Source organism: Usitatibacter rugosus, from assembly GCF_013003965.1.
Taxonomy (GTDB): domain Bacteria; phylum Pseudomonadota; class Gammaproteobacteria; order Burkholderiales; family Usitatibacteraceae; genus Usitatibacter; species Usitatibacter rugosus.
In genome coordinates, this window is the sequence record NZ_CP053069.1 from 3,189,103 (window position 1) to 3,208,905 (window position 19,803).

17 protein-coding genes are annotated in these 19,803 nt (G+C 67.8%); 5 read left to right on the forward strand and 12 right to left on the reverse strand.

Going from position 1 to position 19,803, the window contains the following annotated elements; translation table 11 throughout:
- Positions 1-43 precede the first annotated feature (43 nt).
- Positions 44-2,278 carry a carbohydrate binding family 9 domain-containing protein gene (locus DSM104443_RS15055; RefSeq protein WP_171093626.1) on the reverse strand — a complete coding sequence of 745 codons (2,235 nt, stop codon included), beginning with the start codon at positions 2,276-2,278 and terminating at the stop codon, positions 44-46.
- Between the two features lie 201 nt (positions 2,279-2,479).
- Here DSM104443_RS15055 and DSM104443_RS15060 point away from each other — a divergent pair, with 201 nt between their 5' ends.
- On the forward strand, positions 2,480-4,387 hold the full coding sequence (locus tag DSM104443_RS15060; RefSeq protein ID WP_171093628.1) for a potassium transporter Kup: 1,908 nt from the start codon (positions 2,480-2,482) through the stop codon (positions 4,385-4,387).
- Positions 4,388-4,434: 47 nt separating this feature from the next.
- Here the strand turns inward: DSM104443_RS15060 and DSM104443_RS15065 are convergent, their stop codons facing one another.
- Positions 4,435-4,845 (reverse strand): META domain-containing protein, encoded by a 411-nt coding sequence (locus tag DSM104443_RS15065; protein WP_171093629.1) that lies wholly within the window; start codon positions 4,843-4,845, stop codon positions 4,435-4,437.
- Positions 4,842-5,270 (reverse strand): META domain-containing protein, encoded by a 429-nt coding sequence (locus DSM104443_RS15070; protein WP_171093631.1) that lies wholly within the window; start codon positions 5,268-5,270, stop codon positions 4,842-4,844. Before DSM104443_RS15070 ends, DSM104443_RS15065 begins: the two co-directional genes overlap by 4 nt.
- A 22-nt stretch (positions 5,271-5,292) precedes the next feature.
- On the opposite strand from DSM104443_RS15070, the gene DSM104443_RS15075 reads away from it, so the two are divergent.
- Positions 5,293-5,991: an SOS response-associated peptidase gene (locus DSM104443_RS15075; protein ID WP_171093633.1), complete on the forward strand. Its 699-nt coding sequence runs from the start codon at positions 5,293-5,295 to the stop codon at positions 5,989-5,991.
- On the opposite strand, the gene DSM104443_RS15080 is transcribed toward DSM104443_RS15075, so the two are convergent.
- The 3 genes from DSM104443_RS15080 to DSM104443_RS15090 all read right to left on the reverse strand — a co-directional run bounded on the left by DSM104443_RS15080 (position 5,983) and on the right by DSM104443_RS15090 (position 8,903).
- Positions 5,983-7,413, reverse strand: coding sequence for an exonuclease domain-containing protein (locus DSM104443_RS15080; protein ID WP_171093635.1), 1,431 nt, complete (start codon positions 7,411-7,413; stop codon positions 5,983-5,985). The two genes, DSM104443_RS15075 and DSM104443_RS15080, sit on opposite strands and share 9 nt — an antisense overlap.
- Positions 7,413-8,339 carry a LysR family transcriptional regulator gene (locus tag DSM104443_RS15085; RefSeq protein WP_212756712.1) on the reverse strand — a complete coding sequence of 309 codons (927 nt, stop codon included), beginning with the start codon at positions 8,337-8,339 and terminating at the stop codon, positions 7,413-7,415. The genes DSM104443_RS15080 and DSM104443_RS15085 overlap by 1 nt, the downstream gene beginning before the upstream one ends.
- 198 nt (positions 8,340-8,537) lie before the next feature.
- On the reverse strand, positions 8,538-8,903 hold the full coding sequence (locus DSM104443_RS15090) for a DUF2237 family protein (protein WP_171093637.1): 366 nt from the start codon (positions 8,901-8,903) through the stop codon (positions 8,538-8,540).
- A gap of 16 nt (positions 8,904-8,919) precedes the next feature.
- Between DSM104443_RS15090 and DSM104443_RS15095 the strand changes: the two genes are divergently transcribed.
- Both DSM104443_RS15095 and DSM104443_RS15100 read left to right on the forward strand, forming a co-directional pair.
- Positions 8,920-10,107 carry a DUF2863 family protein gene (locus tag DSM104443_RS15095; RefSeq protein WP_171093639.1) on the forward strand — a complete coding sequence of 396 codons (1,188 nt, stop codon included), beginning with the start codon at positions 8,920-8,922 and terminating at the stop codon, positions 10,105-10,107.
- 75 nt (positions 10,108-10,182) lie between these two features.
- Positions 10,183-11,151, forward strand: a complete 969-nt coding sequence (locus tag DSM104443_RS15100; protein ID WP_171093641.1) for an AraC family transcriptional regulator — start codon at positions 10,183-10,185, stop codon at positions 11,149-11,151.
- Positions 11,152-11,216: 65 nt separating this feature from the next.
- Here the strand turns inward: DSM104443_RS15100 and DSM104443_RS15105 are convergent, their stop codons facing one another.
- Together DSM104443_RS15105 and DSM104443_RS15110 are read right to left on the reverse strand one after the other, a co-directional pair.
- Positions 11,217-12,326 (reverse strand): alpha/beta hydrolase, encoded by a 1,110-nt coding sequence (locus tag DSM104443_RS15105; protein ID WP_171093643.1) that lies wholly within the window; start codon positions 12,324-12,326, stop codon positions 11,217-11,219.
- Positions 12,327-12,355: 29 nt separating this feature from the next.
- Positions 12,356-13,405, reverse strand: a complete 1,050-nt coding sequence (locus DSM104443_RS15110) for an acetate/propionate family kinase (protein WP_171093645.1) — start codon at positions 13,403-13,405, stop codon at positions 12,356-12,358.
- A 101-nt stretch (positions 13,406-13,506) separates the two neighbouring features.
- Between DSM104443_RS15110 and DSM104443_RS15115 the strand changes: the two genes are divergently transcribed.
- Positions 13,507-15,882, forward strand: a complete 2,376-nt coding sequence (locus DSM104443_RS15115; RefSeq protein ID WP_212756714.1) for a phosphoketolase family protein — start codon at positions 13,507-13,509, stop codon at positions 15,880-15,882.
- Here the strand turns inward: DSM104443_RS15115 and tal are convergent.
- The 4 genes from tal to DSM104443_RS15135 are packed head-to-tail and all read right to left on the reverse strand — an operon-like array spanning position 15,874 to position 19,743.
- On the reverse strand, positions 15,874-16,926 hold the full coding sequence (gene tal / locus DSM104443_RS15120) for a transaldolase (RefSeq protein ID WP_171093647.1): 1,053 nt from the start codon (positions 16,924-16,926) through the stop codon (positions 15,874-15,876). The two genes, DSM104443_RS15115 and tal, sit on opposite strands and share 9 nt — an antisense overlap.
- A 50-nt stretch (positions 16,927-16,976) precedes the next feature.
- A complete protein-coding gene (locus tag DSM104443_RS15125; RefSeq protein ID WP_171093649.1) occupies positions 16,977-17,738 on the reverse strand; it encodes an ABC transporter permease in 762 nt (253 codons plus the stop codon).
- Positions 17,735-18,664: an ABC transporter ATP-binding protein gene (locus DSM104443_RS15130; RefSeq protein WP_212756716.1), complete on the reverse strand. Its 930-nt coding sequence runs from the start codon at positions 18,662-18,664 to the stop codon at positions 17,735-17,737. Before DSM104443_RS15130 ends, DSM104443_RS15125 begins: the two co-directional genes overlap by 4 nt.
- The gene (locus DSM104443_RS15135; RefSeq protein ID WP_171093652.1) at positions 18,661-19,743 is read right to left on the reverse strand and encodes a tartrate dehydrogenase; all 1,083 of its coding nucleotides are present in this window, start codon (positions 19,741-19,743) and stop codon (positions 18,661-18,663) included. The genes DSM104443_RS15130 and DSM104443_RS15135 overlap by 4 nt, the downstream gene beginning before the upstream one ends.
- Positions 19,744-19,803 lie beyond the last annotated feature (60 nt).

Consider the following 19,803-nt stretch of genomic DNA (forward strand, 5'->3'; position numbering starts at 1 on the left):
ATCCGATTTCCACGCGGTCCCAGGGCCGGACCGGGCGGCCCCGCTAGAACACGTCGAACGTCCACGACCCTTTGGCGAACACCTCGGACTGGTAGCGCCGGAAACCGCTGTCGGCGTCTTCGGTGCGGCCGAACGTGGCGCCGAGGTACATCGTGAGGTAGAGCCCGCGGCGGTGCCCGTAGACGATCGACACCGTGTCCTGCCTTTCGCGGTGGGACACGGGCTCGTTCCACAGCGAGGCCGCACGGCGGATCCAGTTCTGCTGCCAGATGGTGCGCACGCCGTCGCGTGCGGTGAAGTGCCAGAACGCGAGCAGCTGCTGCGAGCGCTGCGCGATGATCCGCTTGGAGCCTTCCACCGCTTCGATGGAATCGATCCAGTCGTTGTCGATGCGGTACTCGAGCTCGAGGCGCGAGTGCGGCCGCATGTTCGCGGTGGTGCCGATGTAGGCGCCCTTGCCGACGCGGTTGTTGGCCACGTCCACCCGGTCGCCCCACGCGACTTCGGTGTAGAAGCGCGAGAGCCACGGCCACGGGTTGCTCTCGATGCTCGCCCAGTACTGGTCGCGCTTGCGGATGCCGCCGCCCGGCGTCACGGCCACGAGGTTGTTCGGGCGCCATTCCGCGGCGAGCGTCGTCGCGCGCGGCAGCGTCACGCGCAGCCCCACGTTGTTCTGCTGGTACTGCACGCCGCCCTCGCGGTCCGTCTTGTACTCGGCGTTGAGGTAGGGCGTGACCTCGTTGAAGCCCCACAGCTCGAGGAACTTGCGCCCGGTCTCGCTGTAGATGCGCCGGTAGCCGTTCTGCCCGAAGAAGCCGTTGTCGGCGCGGAACTGCGTGCCCACATCCTCGAGCGCGATGTACTCGTCCCACTTCGCGTTGCTGAAGCGCCAGTCGACGATGGCCGCGTGCCCGCGCTGCTCTTCCTGCTTGATGAGCCGGCCCGTTGCGTCGGGCAGCGCCGTCGTCCACGACTCGAGCACCTGCGCGCGGAAGCGGTGCTCGGCGTTGGGGAACCACGCGAGGTCGGGGCCCAGCACCCGGTTGTAGCCACGGTTGTCTTCCAACGTGCGATCTGTGGCGAGGATGCCGGCCGACGCTCCGCCCACCTGCCAGCGGCCGCGCGCGTAGCTCGCCATCGACTTGAAGTCCTGCAGCGCGTAGTTGGTGCCGTAGGTATTGGGCAGGAGCACGAGGCCGCCGCCATCGTCGCGCGTCACGAGCGCGGTGCCGTCGAACTTGTCCGAGCGCTGCGTCACGCGGCCGCCCCACGAAGGATCGGTCACGGCGCGCGTGTACATCGCGTTGAACGGCGACTGCAGGATGTCGGCGCCCTCGAGGAAGAACGGCCGCTTCTCCGGATAGAAGAGCGCGAACTGCGTGTTGCCCACGAGCTGCGGCGTGTCCAGCTCGACTTGCGAGAAGTCCGGGTTGATGGTGGCGTCGACGATGGTGTCGGGGCGCGGCTTCCATTTGATGTCGAGACTGGGGACGACCTCGCGCTCGGTGCGGTCGTAGACGCCGACGACCTTGTCGCGCGTGGTGCGGGCCGTCACGAGCGGTGTGACCTGAAGGTGGTCCGCGGACGGCAGGTCGTTCAGGCCGGTGAGCGGGTTGTTCAGGCAGATGAAGCAGTTCTGCTCGCGCGGCAGCGGCGCCGAGGCGATGCGGTAGCGTTGGTCGCGCGGATAGTTGCGGAAGACCAGCACGCTCCACGTGGACGACGGCGGGTCGCCGTAGCGCAGCGACGCGAACGGGATGCGGAATTCCGCGGTCCAACCGCCATCGAACCGACCCGTGACCACCTCGAACTCGATGTCGGGCGAGAAATCCTCGTTGCCCGTGTCCTCGTTGAAGAGCCCGTCGCCGATGGAGCCGCGCGGGTTCACGCGGAAGAAATGGGCGAACTTCTTCGTGCCGACCGGATCGACGAACAGCACGATCATGTCCTGGTCCGCGAGCACGTTGTCGCGCCGGGCGAAGGGCTCGCGCAGCTGGCTCATGTCCGGGTCGAAGGATTTCACGCCGACGTACAGCGCGCTCTTGTCGAACACGAAGCGCGCCTCGGTCCGCACGCGCGCCTTCACCTTGTCCTGCGGGAAGAGCTCCCAGAATTCGTCCATCAGCGGGGCGTCGCGCCACGCAGCTTCGTCCAGCTTGCCGTCCAGGACGATGGTCTCGCCCGCGGGGAGGCGGTGCGCCTCGATGGCCCCGGCCTGGCCCGCCCCGGCCAGCATCCAGGCCCAGAGCCCCACCCCCAGCCAACGCGTTTTTTTCATGTTATTCAGGACCTTGAAGAGTGCCCGCAGACTAAAGGTGGGGGCCCGTCCCGCGCAAGCCCGATTGCGATGAAACGCGGAAATCAGGAAACGAAATGGCGGGGAAGCCCGCTTCCGGCCGTCAAGTTGTGCGCTGCAGCAAACGGGCGTATAGTCCGGCGCCATCCCCCCGGAGGCGGTATTTCCGGGCGCGGATAAACGATGAACGCCTCTTCAGCCACGGCCCCAGCGGCCTACGTTCCCCGCAAGGCAATCGCCCCCCTGGTCGTTGGGGCGATCGGCGTTGTGTTCGGCGACATCGGCACCAGCCCGCTGTATGCGCTGAAGGAAGCGTTCAGCCCCGAGTACGGCATCCCGCTTTCGCGCACCAGCGTGCTGGGCCTGCTCTCGCTCATCGTCTGGTCGATGTTCTGGGTCGTCGCGATGAAGTACCTGATCGTGATGATGCGCGCCGACAACAACGGCGAAGGCGGCATCCTGGCCCTCCTGGCGCTGGCGCTGCGGGAGGTGAAGAAGACCGAGCCGCGGCTGCGATGGGCGGTCATCTCCATCGGCATCTTCGGCGCCGCGATGTTCTACGGCGACAGCATGATCACGCCCGCGATCTCCGTGCTCTCCGCGGTCGAGGGCCTCGAGATCGCCACACCCGCCTTCAGCAAGTACGTGATCCCGATCACGCTGGGCATCCTCACCGGGCTCTTCGTGATCCAGCGCCACGGCACGGCAAAGATGGGCGCGCTCTTCGGGCCGGTGACGATCGTGTGGTTCCTCGCGATCGCCGCCTCGGGGGCCTCGCACATCGTCGACAACCCCGAGGTGCTGGGCGCGCTGAACCCCGCGCACGCCGTCACCTTCTTCGAGCTCTACCCGACGCAGGGCTTCTTCGTCCTCGGCGCCGTGTTCCTCGCGCTGACCGGCGGCGAGGCGCTCTACGCGGACATGGGCCACTTCGGCAAGAAGCCGATCCGCATCGCGTGGTTCGGCCTCGTGATGCCGGCGCTGATCATCAACTACTTCGGCCAGGCCGCGTTCGTGCTCTCGAACCCCGCCGGCATCAAGAACCCGTTCTATCTCATGCTGCCGTCGTGGGCGTTGATGCCCATGGTGGTGCTGGCCACGTTCGCGACGGTGATCGCCTCGCAGGCGGTGATCTCCGGCGCCTTCTCGGTCACGCGCCAGGCGATCTTGCTGGGCTACGTCCCGCGCCTGAACATCGAGCACACGTCGTCCAAGGAGATCGGCCAGATCTACGTGCCGTTCATCAACTGGTCGCTCTATGTCGCGGTCGTGCTGCTGGTGCTGGGCTTCCAGAGCTCCGACAACCTGGCCTCGGCCTACGGCCTCGCGGTCGCGGCGACGATGGTGATCGAATGCCTGCTCGCGTGGGTCGTCGCGCGGCGCATCTGGAAGTGGAACGCGCCGATGACCGGGCTCGTGATCGGCAGCATGCTGGTCATCGACCTCGTGTTCCTCGCGTCCAACGCCACCAAGATCCACCACGGCGGCTGGTTCCCGATGATCATGGGCCTCGTCATCTTCACCATGCTGATCACGTGGCGGCGCGGGCGCTCGCTCATGTTCCACCGCCTGTCCGAGCAGGGCATCCCGCTGAAGCCGTTCCTGGACAGCCTGCGCGCGAGCCCGCCGACCAAGGTGGAAGGCACGGCGATCTTCATGACCAGCAGCACCACGGCCGTGCCGCACGCGCTGCTGCATAACCTGAAGCACAACCGCGTCCTGCACGACAAGACGGTGTTCCTCACGATCGTCACGCACGACGTGCCCGTGGTGCCGGCGGAGGACCGCGTGCAATACGAGCGGCTGGGCGAAGGCTTCTACCGGCTCGAGGCCTGGTACGGATTCAAGGAGCAGCCCGACATCGACGAGATCCTCAACTCCTGCCGCGTGCGCTACGGGCTGGGGTTCGACCTCATGGATACGTCGTTCTTCCTGTCGCGCGAGACCGTCGTGCCCGCGGACATGCCGGGGATGGCGAGGTGGCGGGACCACCTCTTCGCGTGGATGTCGCGCAACGCCACGCGCGCCACCGACTTCTTCAACATCCCCACGAACCGGGTCGTCGAGCTCGGGACCCACGTCGAGATCTAGAAATAATTGGGGTCAGACCCCAATTATTTTCGAAAGAGGGTCTGACCCTAATTCCGGTCGAGCTCCAGGCGCTTGCCGTCGGGCGTGGTGAGGATCAGCTTGTTGCCCGAGATGGCCGCGCGAGGCCGCCCCGCGAGGATGGCGAGCATCAGCGCCTCGGCTTCGTTGCCCGCACCCAGGCACGCGCGCTTCGTGGTGGCCGCGGCGACCTCGAGGCGATCCCCGTCATAGGTATAGCTGCCGGTGAGCATGTTGCAGCCGGTGAAGCCCGTGACGCGCCCCGTGGTGGAGAACTCGAGCCGCGCGGCGGCACCGGGATTGGCGGCGCCGGGGACGGTCCAGCCGGTGCCGGCGAGCGTGACGGGTTCGGGCATCGGAGCAGCGGCGCGAGGCGCTTCCGGCGAGGAGGCGGCGCACGCTGTCACCAGCAGCGCCAACGCCACCGGAACGAGCTTCACTTCGGAGGTTCCACCGCCAGCAGCTTGAGCGTGCCGCCCGAGCCGCTCATCGTCATGGTGGGGCCGGTGATGCTGTAGCTGGAGACGAACTGCAGCGTCTCGAGCACGCGCTGCTCGGCGGCCATCGCGGAGGGATCGCACATGCGCTTGCTGGCGCTGATCGCGGTGAACGCGATGGCGCGCGCACCGACCGCATCCGACAGGTAGCGCGCGTTGATGCGGTTGCAGCCGCCGAAGCCTTCGAGGCGGCCGTCGCCCATGCGGAGGTACGGCTGCTCACCCTGGAGCGGCAGCTCGAGGATCACCTGCCAGCGCGTGCCCACGAAGGGCTTGGGCGGCGGCTCCTTCGACTGCTCCCAGGTCTGGGCCATGGCGCACGCGCCGAGCACGAGCGCGGAGGCGGCTATCGCGAGGTGGGTTTTCATCCGGCTAGATTAACATTGCGCGATGTGCAGCCGCTATTTCCTCGACGCCGACGGCAACATCATCGCCTACACGTTCCAGGTGCCGGTGCACGACCGCGTCAAGAAGCGCTTCAACATCGCGCCGACCCAGGATGCGCCCGTGATCCGGGCCGCGGAGGCGGGCGTGCGCGAGATGGCGATGCTGCGTTGGGGCCTGGTGCCGTCCTGGGCCAAGGACGTGAAGATCGGCTCGCAGATGATCAACGCGCGCTCCGAGACGCTCGCCGAGAAGCCGGCGTTCCGCAACGCCTTTCGCCTGCGCCGCTGCATCGTCCCAGCCACGGGATTCTTCGAGTGGACCGGCGAGGCCGGCCGCAAGCAGGCCTACGCGATCACCATCCCCGAGCGGCCGATCTTCGCCTTCGCCGGGCTGTGGGAATGGTGGAAGCGCGAGGATGGCGAGGGCGTCGAGACCTTCACCATCGTCACCACGGACGCCAACGAGGCGGTGGGCGCCATCCACGACCGCATGCCCGTGATCCTTCCCGCGGATGCATACGACCGCTGGCTCTTCGGCACCGCGGAGGATGCGCGCTCGCTGCTGCAGCCCTCGGCGGAGACGATCGCGCTGCGGCGCATTGGTGCGTTGGTCGGCAATTCCAAGAACGACGTGCCGGAAGTGCTCGCGGACCCGCCGGCCGAACCGCCTGCGAAAGAGGACCGCAACCGCTCGCTATTCTGAGAGCACCGGCTGCGGCACGGGCTTCAGCTTGCCCACGTGTTGCAGCAGGATGCGGTAGACGTCCGGATCGAAGTCGATCTCCACGCGCGACGTCAGCAGCTCCTCCAGCTCGATCTCATCTCGCGCCGTGCCGACGTGGTGCCAGCGGTCGAACACGTGCGCGGCCTCCAGGCCCGTGAGCGGATCGCGCTCGCGGATGAGGGCCCGGCCTTCGCAGGGCCAGTCGCGCAGCTTGTAGGGCCCCAGCGCGGTGAGGAGCCGCAGCCCATGCACCTGCGTCGTTTCTTCCCCGATGCAGGCGCCGCGGCACTTGCGCACCTGCCGCGCGAAGCACGGGCCGCCGCGCTTCTCCCAGCCGAGGCAGCGCCAGCACAGGCCGTGCTCGCCCGCGAGCCCCTCCAGCATCGCGCGCACGTGGGCCTTCGACGCGAACGGACCATGAAGCGGCGTGGCACCCGGGCCGCGCGAGGCCCAGTCGATGTCCCTGGCCAGGTGCACCTCGGGCGGCGCGGAGAAGTTGGTGAGCTCGACGAAGCAGGCGCCGAGCTTCCGTCGCAGCCGGTAGTTGTGCAGCGGCAGCACCGTCTTCACGAGGTCCGCTTCGCGCAGCAGCGCTCCGATCTCGCCCGCCGTCGATTCGCACTCGATGCGCCGGATCTCGCTCGAGATGCGCAGGTCGTTGGAGTTGCGATAGTCGCCGGAGAAATGAGAACGCACACGGTCGCGCAGCGAGACGCTCTTGCCGATGTAGATCGGCAGGTCGTTCACGCCGTAGAACTGGTACACGCCCGGACCCTCGGGCAGGTTCTCCAGCGCGTCGTGCGCGAGCTGCGGCGGCAGGCTGGGGATCTTGAGGATGCGCTTCACCGCCGCGTCGATCTCCTCGGGGCTGCGCGTGCGGTAGAGCAGCTGCACGAAGTGCCAGAGCACCCGCGCATCGCCGAGCGCGGAATGGCGGCCGGTGCGCGAGGCGGGGTCCCCGGAGAACGCGCTGCCCAGCCCGTGGCGGGCGACGACGGCATCGAGCCCGTGGCCGATCGCCTCCGGAAAGAGCCGGCGCGACAGGCGCACGGTACAGAGCACCTCCGCGGTGAAGGGCATCTCCACGCGCTTGAACTCGTGCTTGAGGAAACCGAAGTCGAAGCGCGCGTTGTGCGCGACGAAGAGGCTGCCTTCGAGGCGCTGCATCACGTCGCGCCGCAGCTCCCCGAATGTCGGAGCACTACGCACCATGTCGTTGGTGATCCCGGTGAGAGCCTGGATGGCCTCGGGGATCGAGCACTCGGGATTCACGAGCGAGGACCACTCCTCCACGACCTCGCCCTCGATCACCTGCACGATGCCGATCTCGGTGATGCGCTCCTTCGCCGGCGACGTGCCGGTGGTCTCCACATCCACGAAGGCGACCGACGGGGCCAGCATCACGCGTCCTTCGCCTTCCGGTGCGCTCTCCAGGGCGCGGACGCGAAACGCTCCACGAGGAAATCCACCATCGCCGCGACCTTGGGCGAGCGGTGACGGCCCTGCGGCCACACGACGTGCAGCGGCAGCGGCTCGACGTGGTGCGCATCCGCAAGGACCTTCACGAGCTTCTTCTCGCGCAGCGGCGCTCCGGCCACGACGTCCACCAGGCGCACGATCCCCACGCCAAGCTCCGCCATCTGCAGCGCAGATTCCGCGCTGTTGGTCATGGTGTTGCCGTGAACCTCGACCGTTCGCACGGCCCCCTTCGCATCGTGGAACGGCCAGCGCCACAGCGCGGGGAACCCCGAGAGGCGCACGCAGTTGTGCTGCAGGAGGTCCTCGGGCTTCTTCGGCGTGCCGTGGCGCTTCAGGTACGCGGGCGAGGCGACGATCACGCGCTCCAGGTCGCAGATCTTGCGCGCGACCAGCGAGGAGTCGGCGAGCGTGCCCGTGCGGATGCCGATGTCGGAGCCTTCCTCGAGGAGATCCACGACGCGGTCGGTGAAGGCGAGGTCGAGTTCCACTTCCGGATGCCGGCGCAGGAAGTCGGGCAGCGCCGGGGCCAGCGCATGGAAGCCGAAGGCCGTGCCGACGTTCACGCGCAGCACGCCCCGCGGCCGGGTGCGGAACTGCGCCACTTCCGCTTCCGCCTCGGCGATATCGGTGACGATGCGCCGAGCACGGTGAAGGTAGGCCTCGCCTTCGGGCGTGAGCGCGAGCTTGCGCGTCGTGCGGTTCAGCAGCCGGACGCCGAGGCGATCCTCGAGGCGGGTGACCAGCTTCGAGACCGCGGACGGGGTGAGGCCCAGCTCCCGCGCCGCCTTGGAGAACCCGCCCAGCTCGAGCGCGCGCACGAAGACCGTCATGTCGGCGGGTGCGCTCATTTGTGCCTGGATTTCATCAATTCTGTGACCTTACCCCGGATTGTATATCGTTCCCGGGGTAATTATGTTGAGAGGACAGCCCCCAAAAGGGGCACCCTCCAGGAGCACGGAAATGACATACGAGACCCACAGCAAAGCCAGGAAAGACCGCGCAGCGCTGATCGGAACCTTGATCGGCTCGGCGCTCGGCAGCGCGATTCAGTTCGTCTCGAAGGCGTGGCGCTCGAGCTCTTCCAAGGGCACGAACTCCAGCGCGCTCTCGTGAGTGGCCTCGAGGATCACGGGCGGGGCCACCCCCGCCTCGAGCGCCTCGAGCCAGCGCAGCACGCACAGGCACCAGCGGTCGCCGGGCTTCAGGCCCCGGAACCGCGCCTGCGGTACCGGTGAGGAGAGGTCGTTGCCGCTCTCGCGGCTGAAGTCGAGGAAGGCCTGCGTCATGCGGGCGCAGATCACGTGCGCGCCCCCGTCGTCTTCGCCCGTGCGGCAGCTGCCGTCGCGGTAGTAGCCGGTGAGCGGGTCGTAGCAGCAGGCGAGCAGCGCGCCGCCGAGAACGTTGCGATCCATTCGGCTAAAATAGCCCATGCCGCGCACCCGTGCCAAATCCCCGCCCCGATTCACCCGCGACGCCGAGCGCCTGATCGCCCTGTCGCAGGGGCTGAACGCGTCCGGCAGCCTCACCGAGGACCGCTACTGGGAGTCCGAGATGTCGGCGCTCACGGCCCGCCTCCTCGGCAACGGGAACGATTCGCCGATCGACGCGGCCCTCGACCATCTTTACGTGAGCAACCTCGGCGCCTACGACACGCTGATCGAGCTCGTGGAGAACGAGAGCGAGGCCATGCCCGTGATGAAGGGCGATGCCGCGTGGCAGGCGCTGCTGATCGCGGTGCCTATGGTCGCCTGGTCGAAGTACTCCATTCCCTCGGGCCCGATCGGCCGCGAGGACAGCGATGCGTTGCGCGCCCAGCTCCAGGGCCACGTGCTCGCCGAGGGTGCCGGCTGCGTCGTGGTGCCGTACCTCCAGTCGATCGACCAGCTTCCGCGCCACTTCTCGGAGCTTCGCAAGCTCACCGCGCGCCTGGCCGACGCGGCCGTGACGGGCGAGGCCCCGCGCATCGACTTCACCCGCCTGCCCGAGACCGCCAACCTGCTCGCCGACACGCGCTTCGTGATCGCCTGCGCGGTGGCCCCTCGCGGAGCCCCGATCTTCCGCTGGCAGGAAGACGCCTCGGGCCACGCCGGCCGCACGCACAGCCTCGAGCAGTGGATCGCCCAGGCGCGGCCCACGCTCGCGAAGCTGCTGCCGGGCTGCGTGTTCGAGTGCCTGCTTCCCGACGCGTACTACGTGAACTGCCGCGAGTCGGACCGGCGCGTGCGTCCGTTCGGCGTGAAGGCCGCGGTCGCCTTCCTCGAGGCGGCGCTCTCCACGAAAGCGAAGGATCTGCGCGCCGTGGTGGCCGGCTTCGGCGACGAGCGCGTGGACGAATATCGCATCGCCTTCACGCTCCCCGGCGACGAGGACGTGGCCCACGGCGTCGTGTGGCCGCTCTACGGCCGCGAGGACGAGAACACGCGTCCCGGCCCGCTGGACGAAGTCGTGGCGCAGCTGAACGAGTGCGGCATCACCGAGGTGAAGAAGCTCTCCGGCCTGTTCACGCCCGAATATTGCGAGGACTGCGGGGCTCCGCTCTTCGCCAATCCCGAGGGCGAGATCGTGCATGCGGAGCTGCCCGAGGAAGCCGACACCCACGCAGCGCACTTCCATTGAGATGAATAAAGGGGTCAGACCACTTTATTGCTCGCCTTTGGCAATAAAGTGGTCTGACCCCTTTATTCATTAACCGTGGACGCGCTGTCGGAAGTCTTGCGAGCCGTAAGGCTTGCCGGCGCCGTCATCCTCAACGCGGATCTCGGAGCTCCCTGGGGTCTCACCGTCACCGAGACCACGCCGCTCGCGCGCGGCTTCCTGCACGACGCCGACAAGCCCGCGATCTTCCACGTGATGCTGCGCGGCGAGTGCTGGATGCAGGTGGACGAGGACGAGCCCATCCGCGTCACCGAAGGCGAAGCCCTGCTCTTTCCGCACGGCCACGCGCACAAGCTCGAGAGCTTCACGGACGTGACCGTCTCCACGCCGCTCGCTACGCTGCTGACGCCGCCGATCGCCGGCGAGCTGGTGCCTGCCGTACATGGCGGTGGTGGCGAGCACACGAGGCTTGCGACGGGGCTCGCGTCGTTCGACCGGCGCCTCGCGGATCCGCTCCTGGCCGCGCTGCCGAACGTCGTCCGCGTGGACCTGCGTGGAACCGCGGCACTGGAGCAACTGGAGGGATCGCTCGCCTTCGAGCTCACGGAAACTGAAGCGCCGCGTCCCGGCGGGATCGCGAGCCTCGCCCGCATTGCCGAGCTGGTGGTGATCGACGTGATCCGACGCCACATCGAAGCCACGCCGCCGGGCGCAACCGGTTGGCTCGCCGGCCTCGACGATCGCTACGTGGGTCGAGCGCTGGCGCTGATGCACGGGCGGCCCGGTGACGAATGGACCGTGGAGAAGCTCGCGAAGCTGGTGGGACTCTCGCGCTCCGCGCTCGCCGAGCACTTCACGCGCATCCTGGGCGACCCGCCCATCACCTACCTCACGCGCTGGCGCCTCTCGCTCGCCGCCCGCGACCTCGCCAACTCCTCGCGCGAGATCCAGGGCATCGCCAAGGACGCGGGCTACGAATCCGCCGGCGCCTTCGCCCACGCCTTCAAGCGCGCCTTCGGCAAAACTCCCACCGCCTGGCGCCGCAAGAACCGGAGACGCAAGTAATTAGGGTCAGCTACTTTTTTCTACCGTCCACACGGAAAGAAAAAAGTAGCTGACCCTAATTACTGCTACTTGATGGCCTTGGAGAGGAACGGGAAGGACACGTCGTACCGGTAGTCGATGTCGGAGTGCGTGTCGTCGAACTCCTCGTACGTGTGCGCGATGCGGGCCGCGGCGAGGCGCTTCGAGAGGATCCGCGAGCCGAACTGGATGTGGTACTGGTCGCGCGAGCCGCAGTCGACGTAGATGCCGCGCAGCGACTTCAGGTTCCTCTTGTACTTCTCGACCAGGTTGATCGGGTCGTGCTTCTTCCATTCGCGCCAGCGCTCGGGGATCACCTCCCCCGTCTCGAGGTTGAACGGCAAGCGGAAGCCGTTCGGCGCGCGCGGGTCCGGATCGTACGTGGCGCTCATGCAGAGGTTCATGATCGCGTGGCCCTCGGCCATCGTGACCTTTTCCTTCTTCCACACGGTGTCCAGGAAGCGGCGCACGCGGCCATCGTCGCGGCCCTTCTCCGCGCCCTTCTCCATCTTCCGGACGTCGAACTTGCCGGAAGCCGCGGCCTTGCGCGGGCGGTACTTCGCGAGCTCGACCAGCGTGTTCGGCCAGTCGTGCCAGTAGACGAAGTCGAAGTAGGCATCGCCGGAGTGATCGGCGATCGCACCCCACGTCGATGCGTACTTCATGCCGTGGATGATCGCCCCGTAGCCGCCCGACGATTTGCCGAAGCACGCGCGATGGTCACGCGAAGCCTTGGTGCGGAACTCGCGATCCACGAACGGGACGATCTCCTTCGTGAGGTAGTCCCCGTAGTTGCCCACGGCCGACGAGTTCACGTATTGGTTGCCTCCCAGGGCGGTGAAGCAATCCGGGAAGACGATGATCGCCGGCGCCATCCGCCCCTCGTGGATGAGGCGCGAGGCTCTCTCCGGCACGTTCTCGGTGAAGTTCTTCCACGCGATGTGCGAGAGGCCCGAGCCCATGAAGCCCACCATGTCGACGATGACGGGGTAGCGCTTGCCGCGGTTGCGCGTGCTGCCTTCGTTGTATCCGGGCGGCAGCCACACGGCGAGGTTGCGGGTCGAAGGATCGCCGAGCGCGTTGTCGCGCAGGACCTTCGACTCATGCTCGAGGATGACGACGGTGCCCGACTGCCACTGGGGACGCTTGAGGCCCATGAGAGCTCCCTGGATGCGAAGGTCCGATTCTAGCCCGGGGGAAGCGCGCCTTCCGACAGCAAGCTCCAGGCGTGGCGAGCGATCTGCTCTTCCTCGAGGGACGGCATGACGCGCACATCGCAGCGCGAGAGAACGGGATCCTGCGAGATGCCGAACCACGCGAGACCCTCGCAGATCGCCGAGCGCGTCGCGGCGTCGTTCTCGCCGATGCCCCCGGTGAAGACGAGCAGGTCCAGGCCCCCCAGCACCGTGATCATCGCGGCCACCTGCTTGCACGCGGCGCGGCAGAACATGGCGATGGCGAGGCGCGCACCGGGGCTGGCCGGCGCGGCCTCGCGCAGGCGACGCATGTCACCGGACACGCCGGAGACGGCCAGCAGGCCGCCTTCGTGGTTGACCAGCCGCTCGATCGCGGCGGCGTCGAGGGAGCGCGTGCGCATCAGGTGGACCAGCAGCCCCGGATCCACGTCACCGGTGCGCGTGCCCATGATCAACCCGCCCGCCGGAGTGAGGCCCATGCTGGTGTCGACCGAGCGGCCTTCGTGCACCGCCGTCACGCTGGCGCCGCTTCCGAGGTGGGCGATCACCAATCGCGCGGGCAACGCGGCCCCGAGACGGCGCACGATCGATTCGCACGACAGCCCGTGGAAGCCGTAGCGCTGCACACCCTCTTCGCGCAGCTCGCGCGAAACGGGAAGCACGCGCGCGGCATCCGGCAGCCCCTCGTGGAAGCCCGTGTCGAAGCACAGCACCTGCGGACGATGGGGAAAGCGCGCGAGCGCTTCCGCGACGAGCGCCCGCGCGGCCGGCGCATGCAGCGGTGCGAAGGCGGCAGCCGCATCGAGCTCCCGCAATGCCGCGTCGTCGGCGACGCAAGGCCGGCGTAGCCGCGGGCCACCGTGGACGATGCGGTGGCCCACGGCATCGACGGCGGGCAGGCCGCCCGAATCAAGGCTTCGCACGATCGCCTCGAGCGAGTCCGACTGGCCCGAGAGCAGGCACGCGGCTTCCGCCGCACTGGCGCGATACAGGCCGAACTTGAGGGAGGAAGAGCCCGCGTTCAGGGCGAGGACGATCATGCATTCCACGATGCGCCCCGGCCTCCCGTGCGTCTGTACGGTATCGCACCGGTGTGCGGCACCGAACCGACCTGCCGATGCGCTTCGCCTATCGTGATCCGATGATCGAGACCCTCTCTCCCGCGCAGCTGAACGCCATCGACGCCTACTGGCGCGCGGCGAACTACCTCTCCGTGGGGCAGATCTACCTCCGCTCCAACGCGCGCCTGCGCGAGCCGCTCACCTTCGCGCACGTCAAGCCGCTGGTCGTGGGCCACTGGGGAACGGTGCCGGGCCAGAACTTCATCTATGCCCACCTGAACCGGGTGATCACGGCGCACGACCTCGACATGATCTACGTCGCCGGCCCCGGCCATGGCGGCCAGGCGCTCGTGGGCAACACGTGGCTCGAGGGCAGCTACAGCGAGACCTATCCGGAGGTGAGCCAGGACGACGCCGGGATGACGAAGCTCTTCGCGCAGTTCTCCTCGCCCGGCGGCATCTCCAGCCACGCGGCACCGGCCACGCCCGGCTCGATCCACGAAGGCGGCGAGCTGGGCTATTCGCTGGCTCACGCGTTCGGCGCCGTGTTCGACAACCCGGCGCTCATCGTCGCCTGCGTGGTCGGCGACGGCGAGGCCGAGACCGGCCCGCTCGCCACGGCCTGGCACTCGAACAAGATGCTCGATCCCGTCACCGACGGAGCCGTGCTCCCGATCCTGCACCTGAACGGCTTCAAGATCAGCAACCCCACGGTGCTGGCGCGAATCGAGCCCGAGGAGCTCGAGCAATACTTCCGCGGCATGGGATGGCGGCCGATCTTCGTGGAAGGCGACGATCCCGCCGCGATGCACCAGGCGATGGCGGCAGCGCTGGACAGCGCCGTGGGGCAGATCCTGCGCGTCCGCCACGATGCGCGCACGGCCGGGTCCACCACGCGGCCGCGATGGCCGATGATCGTGCTGCGCTCGCCGAAGGGATGGACCGGCCCGAAGGAGGTCGACGGCCTGCCCAACGAGGGAACGTTCCGCTCGCACCAGGTGCCGATCGCGATGGACGCCTCGCGCCCCGAATGCCTGCGGCATCTGCAGTCGTGGATGGAAAGCTATCGCGCGGACGAGCTCTTCGACGCGTCGGGACGCCTCGTGCCCGCGCTCACGGCCCTGGCGCCGAAGGGCGCGCGCCGCATGGGCGCCAACCCGCACGCCAATGGCGGCCTGCTCCTGCAGGATCTCCGCATGCCCGCCTTCCGCGACTTTGCGGTGGACGTCCCCGCGCCCGGCGCGGTCGAATCACAGGACACGCTCGTCCTCGGCCGCTTCCTGCGCGATGTGGTGGGGCTCAACGCCGGCGCGCGCAATTTCCGCATCTTCGGCCCCGACGAGACCCTCTCCAACCTGCTGGGTGCGGTGTTCCAGGCGACCTCGCGCCAATGGGATGCGGCGACCGTGGCGGGCGACGAGTTCCTCGCCCCCTCGGGACGCGTGATGGATTCGATGCTGAGCGAGCACCAATGCCAGGGATGGCTCGAAGGCTACCTGCTCACGGGGCGCCATGGCCTCTTCAACAGCTACGAGGCCTTCATCCGCATCGTCGACTCGATGGCGAGCCAGCACGCGAAGTGGCTCAAGGTGACGGCCGAGCTGCCGTGGCGCCGACCGATCGCCTCGCTCAACTACCTGCTCGCCTCGCACGTCTGGCAACAGGACCACAACGGCTTTACCCACCAGGACCCCGGCTTCCTCGACCACGTGGCCAACAAGAAGGCCGGCATCGTGCGCCTGTACCTCCCGCCGGATGCGAACTGCCTCCTCTCGGTGATGGACCACTGCCTGCGCACGCGCAATTTCGTGAACGTCGTGATCGCGGGCAAGCACGCGATGCCGCAATGGCTGGGGATCGAAGCGGCCGCGCGGCATTGCGCCGAGGGCATCGGCATCTGGCCGTGGGCCGGCAACGATGGCGACGGCCCGCCCGATGTAGTGATGGCCGCCTGCGGCGACACGCCGACGCTGGAAGTGCTGGCGGCGGTGTCGATCCTGCGGGAGCACCTGCCCGGGCTCAAGGTGCGCGTCGTGAACGTCGTCGACCTCATGAAGCTGCAGCCGCCCACGGAGCATCCGCACGGGCTGAGCGATGCCGACTACGACTCCATCTTCACGACCGACCGGCCCATCGTCTTTGCTTTCCACGGCTACCCGTCGCTCGTCCGGCAACTCACGTACTTCCGTTCCAACCGGAATCTCCACGTGCACGGCTACCAGGAGGAAGGCACCGTCACCACGGCGTTCGACATGCGCGTGCAGAACGGGCTGGACCGTTTCCACCTGGTGATGAAGGTCATCGATTGCGTGGTGGCCGATCGCCCGGACCTCGCGGGCAAGGCCGCCTACCTGAAGCAGATGGCGCGCGACCGGCTGGTGGAGCACGAGCGCCATATCCGCGCCGAAGGCCGCGACATGCCGGAGATCCGCGACTGGCGCTGGACCTCAGGCTGACGCCCGGGCCTCGCGCTTCCCTTCCACGCTCGAGAGCAGCTTCTCCCACGAGGCCGCAAAGGCGGCGAGGCCGTCGCGCTGCAATCGGGTGCCTAGCTCCGTGACGTCGACACCCTCCAGCCGGTGCAGCTCCCGCACCGCCCGGGCGTCCGAGTCTTCCTTCGGCAGCGTGCCGATCGCCTCTCCGTGGTCCGCGAAGGCTTGCAGCGTCTGCTCGGGCAGCGTGCAGATCGTGTCGTGGGTCGCGAGCGCGTCGACGTACAGCGTATCGGGCGCGGCGGGATCCTTCGTGCCCAGGCTGGCCCAGAGCAGCCGCTGCGGCCGCGCGCCCGCCGCGGCAAGCTTGCGCCACCGTTCCGAGGCCAGCAGCGCGACGTGCTCCTGGTAGATCGCCTTCGCGACGGTGATGCCGAGGCGGTTGTGCAGCTCGGGAGCGACGCTGTCCTTCACCGCCGCATCCCAGCGGCTCACGAAGACCGAGGCGACCGACTCGACTTCCGGATCGAGGCCTGCCGCCAGGCGCCGCTCGAGGCCGCGCAGGTACGCCAGGGCCGCCGCGAGATAGTGTTCCGGCGTGAAGAGGAGCGTCACGTTCACCGGGACGCCGCGAAAGATCACCTCCTCGACCGCGCGAACGCCCTCGGCCGTTCCGGGGATCTTCATGAAGAGGTTGTGCTTGCCGGCCTGCGCGTGCAGGCGGATGGCCTCCGCGGCGGTTTGCGCGGCATCGCCGGCAATCCGCGGCGAGACTTCGAGGGAAACCCAGCCGTCGTCGCCCCCGCTCGCGTCGAACGCGGGCCTGAAGAGATCGGCCGCTTCCGAGAGATCTTCCAGCGCGAGCTCGAACAGCAACGCCTCACCCGAGAAGCCCGCCTCGACGAGCACGCGGATGCTCGCGTCGTAGTCCCCGCCCGCGTCGATCGCCCGCTCGAGGATCGTGGGGTTCGAGGTGAGCCCGGTCACCGACAGGCGCTCGATGTAGCCGGCGAGAGTGCCGCTGCGCAGCAGCGCGCGGGTGATGTTGTCCAGCCAGAGTCGCGTCATCGAACAGCGGTTGTACCGCGGCGAGCGGCGCTCCGTCTGTTCGGCACCGCTCAGTTCTTCAGGCGGTACCCCGTGCGGAAGATCCAGGCGACCACGACCAGGCAGGCGACGAAGAAGCCCATCGTCGCGGCAAAGCTCGCGGCCACCGGAACGTCCGACATCCCGTAGAAGGTCCAGCGGAAGCCGTTGATGAGGTAAACCACCGGGTTGAAGAGGCTGAAGGTGCGCCAAGCGGGCGGCAGCATGTCGATCGAGTAGAACGCGCCGCCGAGGAACGTGAGGGGCGTGATCACCAGCAGCGGCATGAACGAGAGCTGCTCGAAGCTCTTGGCCCAGATGCCGAGGATGAAGCCGAAGAGGCAAAACGTCGCCGCCACGAGCACGAGGAACGCCACCATCCAGACCGGATGGTCCACGCGGATCGGCACGAAGAAGTTCGCCGTGGCGAGGATCACCAGCCCCAGGATCACCGACTTGGTGGTCGCCGCGCCTACGTAGGCCAGCACGATCTCGAACGGGCTCACCGGCGCGGAAAGCAGCTCGTAGATCGTCCCCGTGAACTTCGGCAAGTAGATCCCGAAGGACGCGTTGTTCAGGCTCTCGGTGAAGATCGCCAGCATGATGAGCCCGGGCACGATGAAGGCACCGTACGGGACATCGCCCAGGCCGCCCATGCGCGAGCCGATGGCCGCTCCGAACACCACGAAGTAGAGCGACGTGGTGATCACGGGCGTGGCGAGGCTGGTCCACAGCGTGCGGCCGAAGCGCGCGAGCTCGAAGCGGTAGATGGCGGAAACGGCGTGGTAGTTCATGGCTTCCTGTGCACGATGCCCACGAAGATGTCCTCGAGGGTGCTCTGGCGCGTCTGCAGGTCGTTGTACTCGAGGCCCAGCTCGGCGAGCTTCTTCAGCAGCTCGGGGATGCCGCTCTTCTCCTGGTGGCCGTCGAAGGTGTATTCGAGATCGCGGCCGTCCGCCTTCAACGCGAGGGTCCACGGCGCCAACGCTTCGGGCAGGCTCTGCAGCGGCGTCTGGAGATGCACGGTGAGTTGCTTCCGGCCCAGCTCGCGCATCAGCTTCGCCTTCTCCTCCACGATCGCGAGCGCGCCGTTGGCGATGACGCCGATGCGGTCGGCCATCTCCTCGGCTTCCTCGATGTAGTGCGTGGTGAGCACGACCGTGACGCCCGAATCGCGCAGCCGCCGCACCAGCGCCCACATGTCGCGGCGCAGCTCCACGTCCACGCCGGCCGTCGGCTCGTCGAGGAAGAGGATGCGCGGCTCATGCGCCAGCGCCTTGGCGATCAGCACGCGGCGCTTCATGCCGCCGGAGAGCGTCATGATCTTGTCGTTGCGCTTCTCCCACAGCGAAAGATCGCGCAACACCTTCTCCAGGTGCGCTGCGTCGGGAGCCTTGCCGAAGAGGCCGCGGCTGAAGTTGATGGTGGCCCACACGGTCTCGAACATGTCCGTGTGCAGCTCCTGGGGCACGAGGCCGATCAACGAGCGCGACGCCCGGTAGTCGCGCACGACATCGTGCCCGTCGACCGTGACGGTCCCCGCCGAGGGCGAGACGATGCCGCACACGATGCTGATGAGCGTGGTCTTGCCGGCGCCGTTCGGACCCAGCAGCGCGAAGATCTCACCCTGGCGGATCTCGAGGTTCACTTCCTTCAGGGCGTGCAGCCCCGAGGCGTAGCGCTTCTCCAGCCCGGAGATCCTGAGGATGGCTTCGCTCACGCGGCGACGGGCTTGGCGGCGGTGGCGCGAATCGCGTCGCACACGGCCTGGGTGACATCCGCCGTGCGCGCCTTGCCGCCGAGATCCGGCGTGTGCACGCCGCTCGCCGTCGCCTTCTCGATCGCGGCCATCAGCGTCTTCGCGGCGCTCTCTTCACCGAGATGCTCCAGCATCATCGCCGCGGTCCAGAACGTGGCCGTCGGATTGGCGATGCCCTTGCCGGTGATGTCGAATGCGGAACCGTGGATCGGCTCGAACATCGACGGGAAGGTGCGCTCGGGATTCAGGTTCGCCGTCGGCGCGATCCCCAGGCTGCCCGAGAGCGCAGCCGCGAGGTCGGAGAGAATGTCGGCGTGCAGGTTGGTGGCGACCATCACGTCGATGGATGCGGGCTTCAGCACCATGCGCGTGGTCATCGCATCGACCAGCTCGCGGTCGGTCTTCACGTCCGGATAGTCCTTCGCCACCTCGAAGAACACCTCGTCCCACAGCACCATGCCGAAGCGCTGCGCGTTGGACTTGGTGACGAGCGTGAGGTGCTTGCGCGGACGCTTGCGGGCCAGCTCGAAGGCGAAGCGATGGATGCGCTCGACCCCCGTCCTCGTGAACACGGCGACTTCGGTCCCGACCTCGATCGGCAGCCCGCGATGCGAACGCCCGCCCATGCCGGCGTACTCGCCTTCGGAGTTCTCGCGAATGACGACCCAGTCGATCTCCTTGCCGTTCACGAGCGGGCTCTTCACGCCGGGCAGCACGCGAGCCGGCCGGACGTTGGCGTACTGGTCGAACCCCTGGCAGATCGGAAGGCGCAGGCCCCACAGCGACACGTGGTCGGGCACCTGTTGCGAGCCCACCGCGCCGAAGAAGATGGCGTCGAAGGTCTTCAGCTTCGCGAGGCCGCCTTCGGGAATGTAGTGGCCGTGCTTCAGGTAGTAGTCCGAGCTCCACGGGAAATGTTCCGTCACGAGCTTGAAGGAACCCGTATGCGAGGCAAGGGCTTCCAGGGCTTCGAGGCCGGCGGCGAGGACCTCAGTGCCGATGCCATCGCCCGGGATGACGGCGATCTTGTGCGTTCTCATGGGGATCTTCGGGGGAGCGGGAACCACATGGTAACCAAAAGACTAAAGCTTATGGAACAC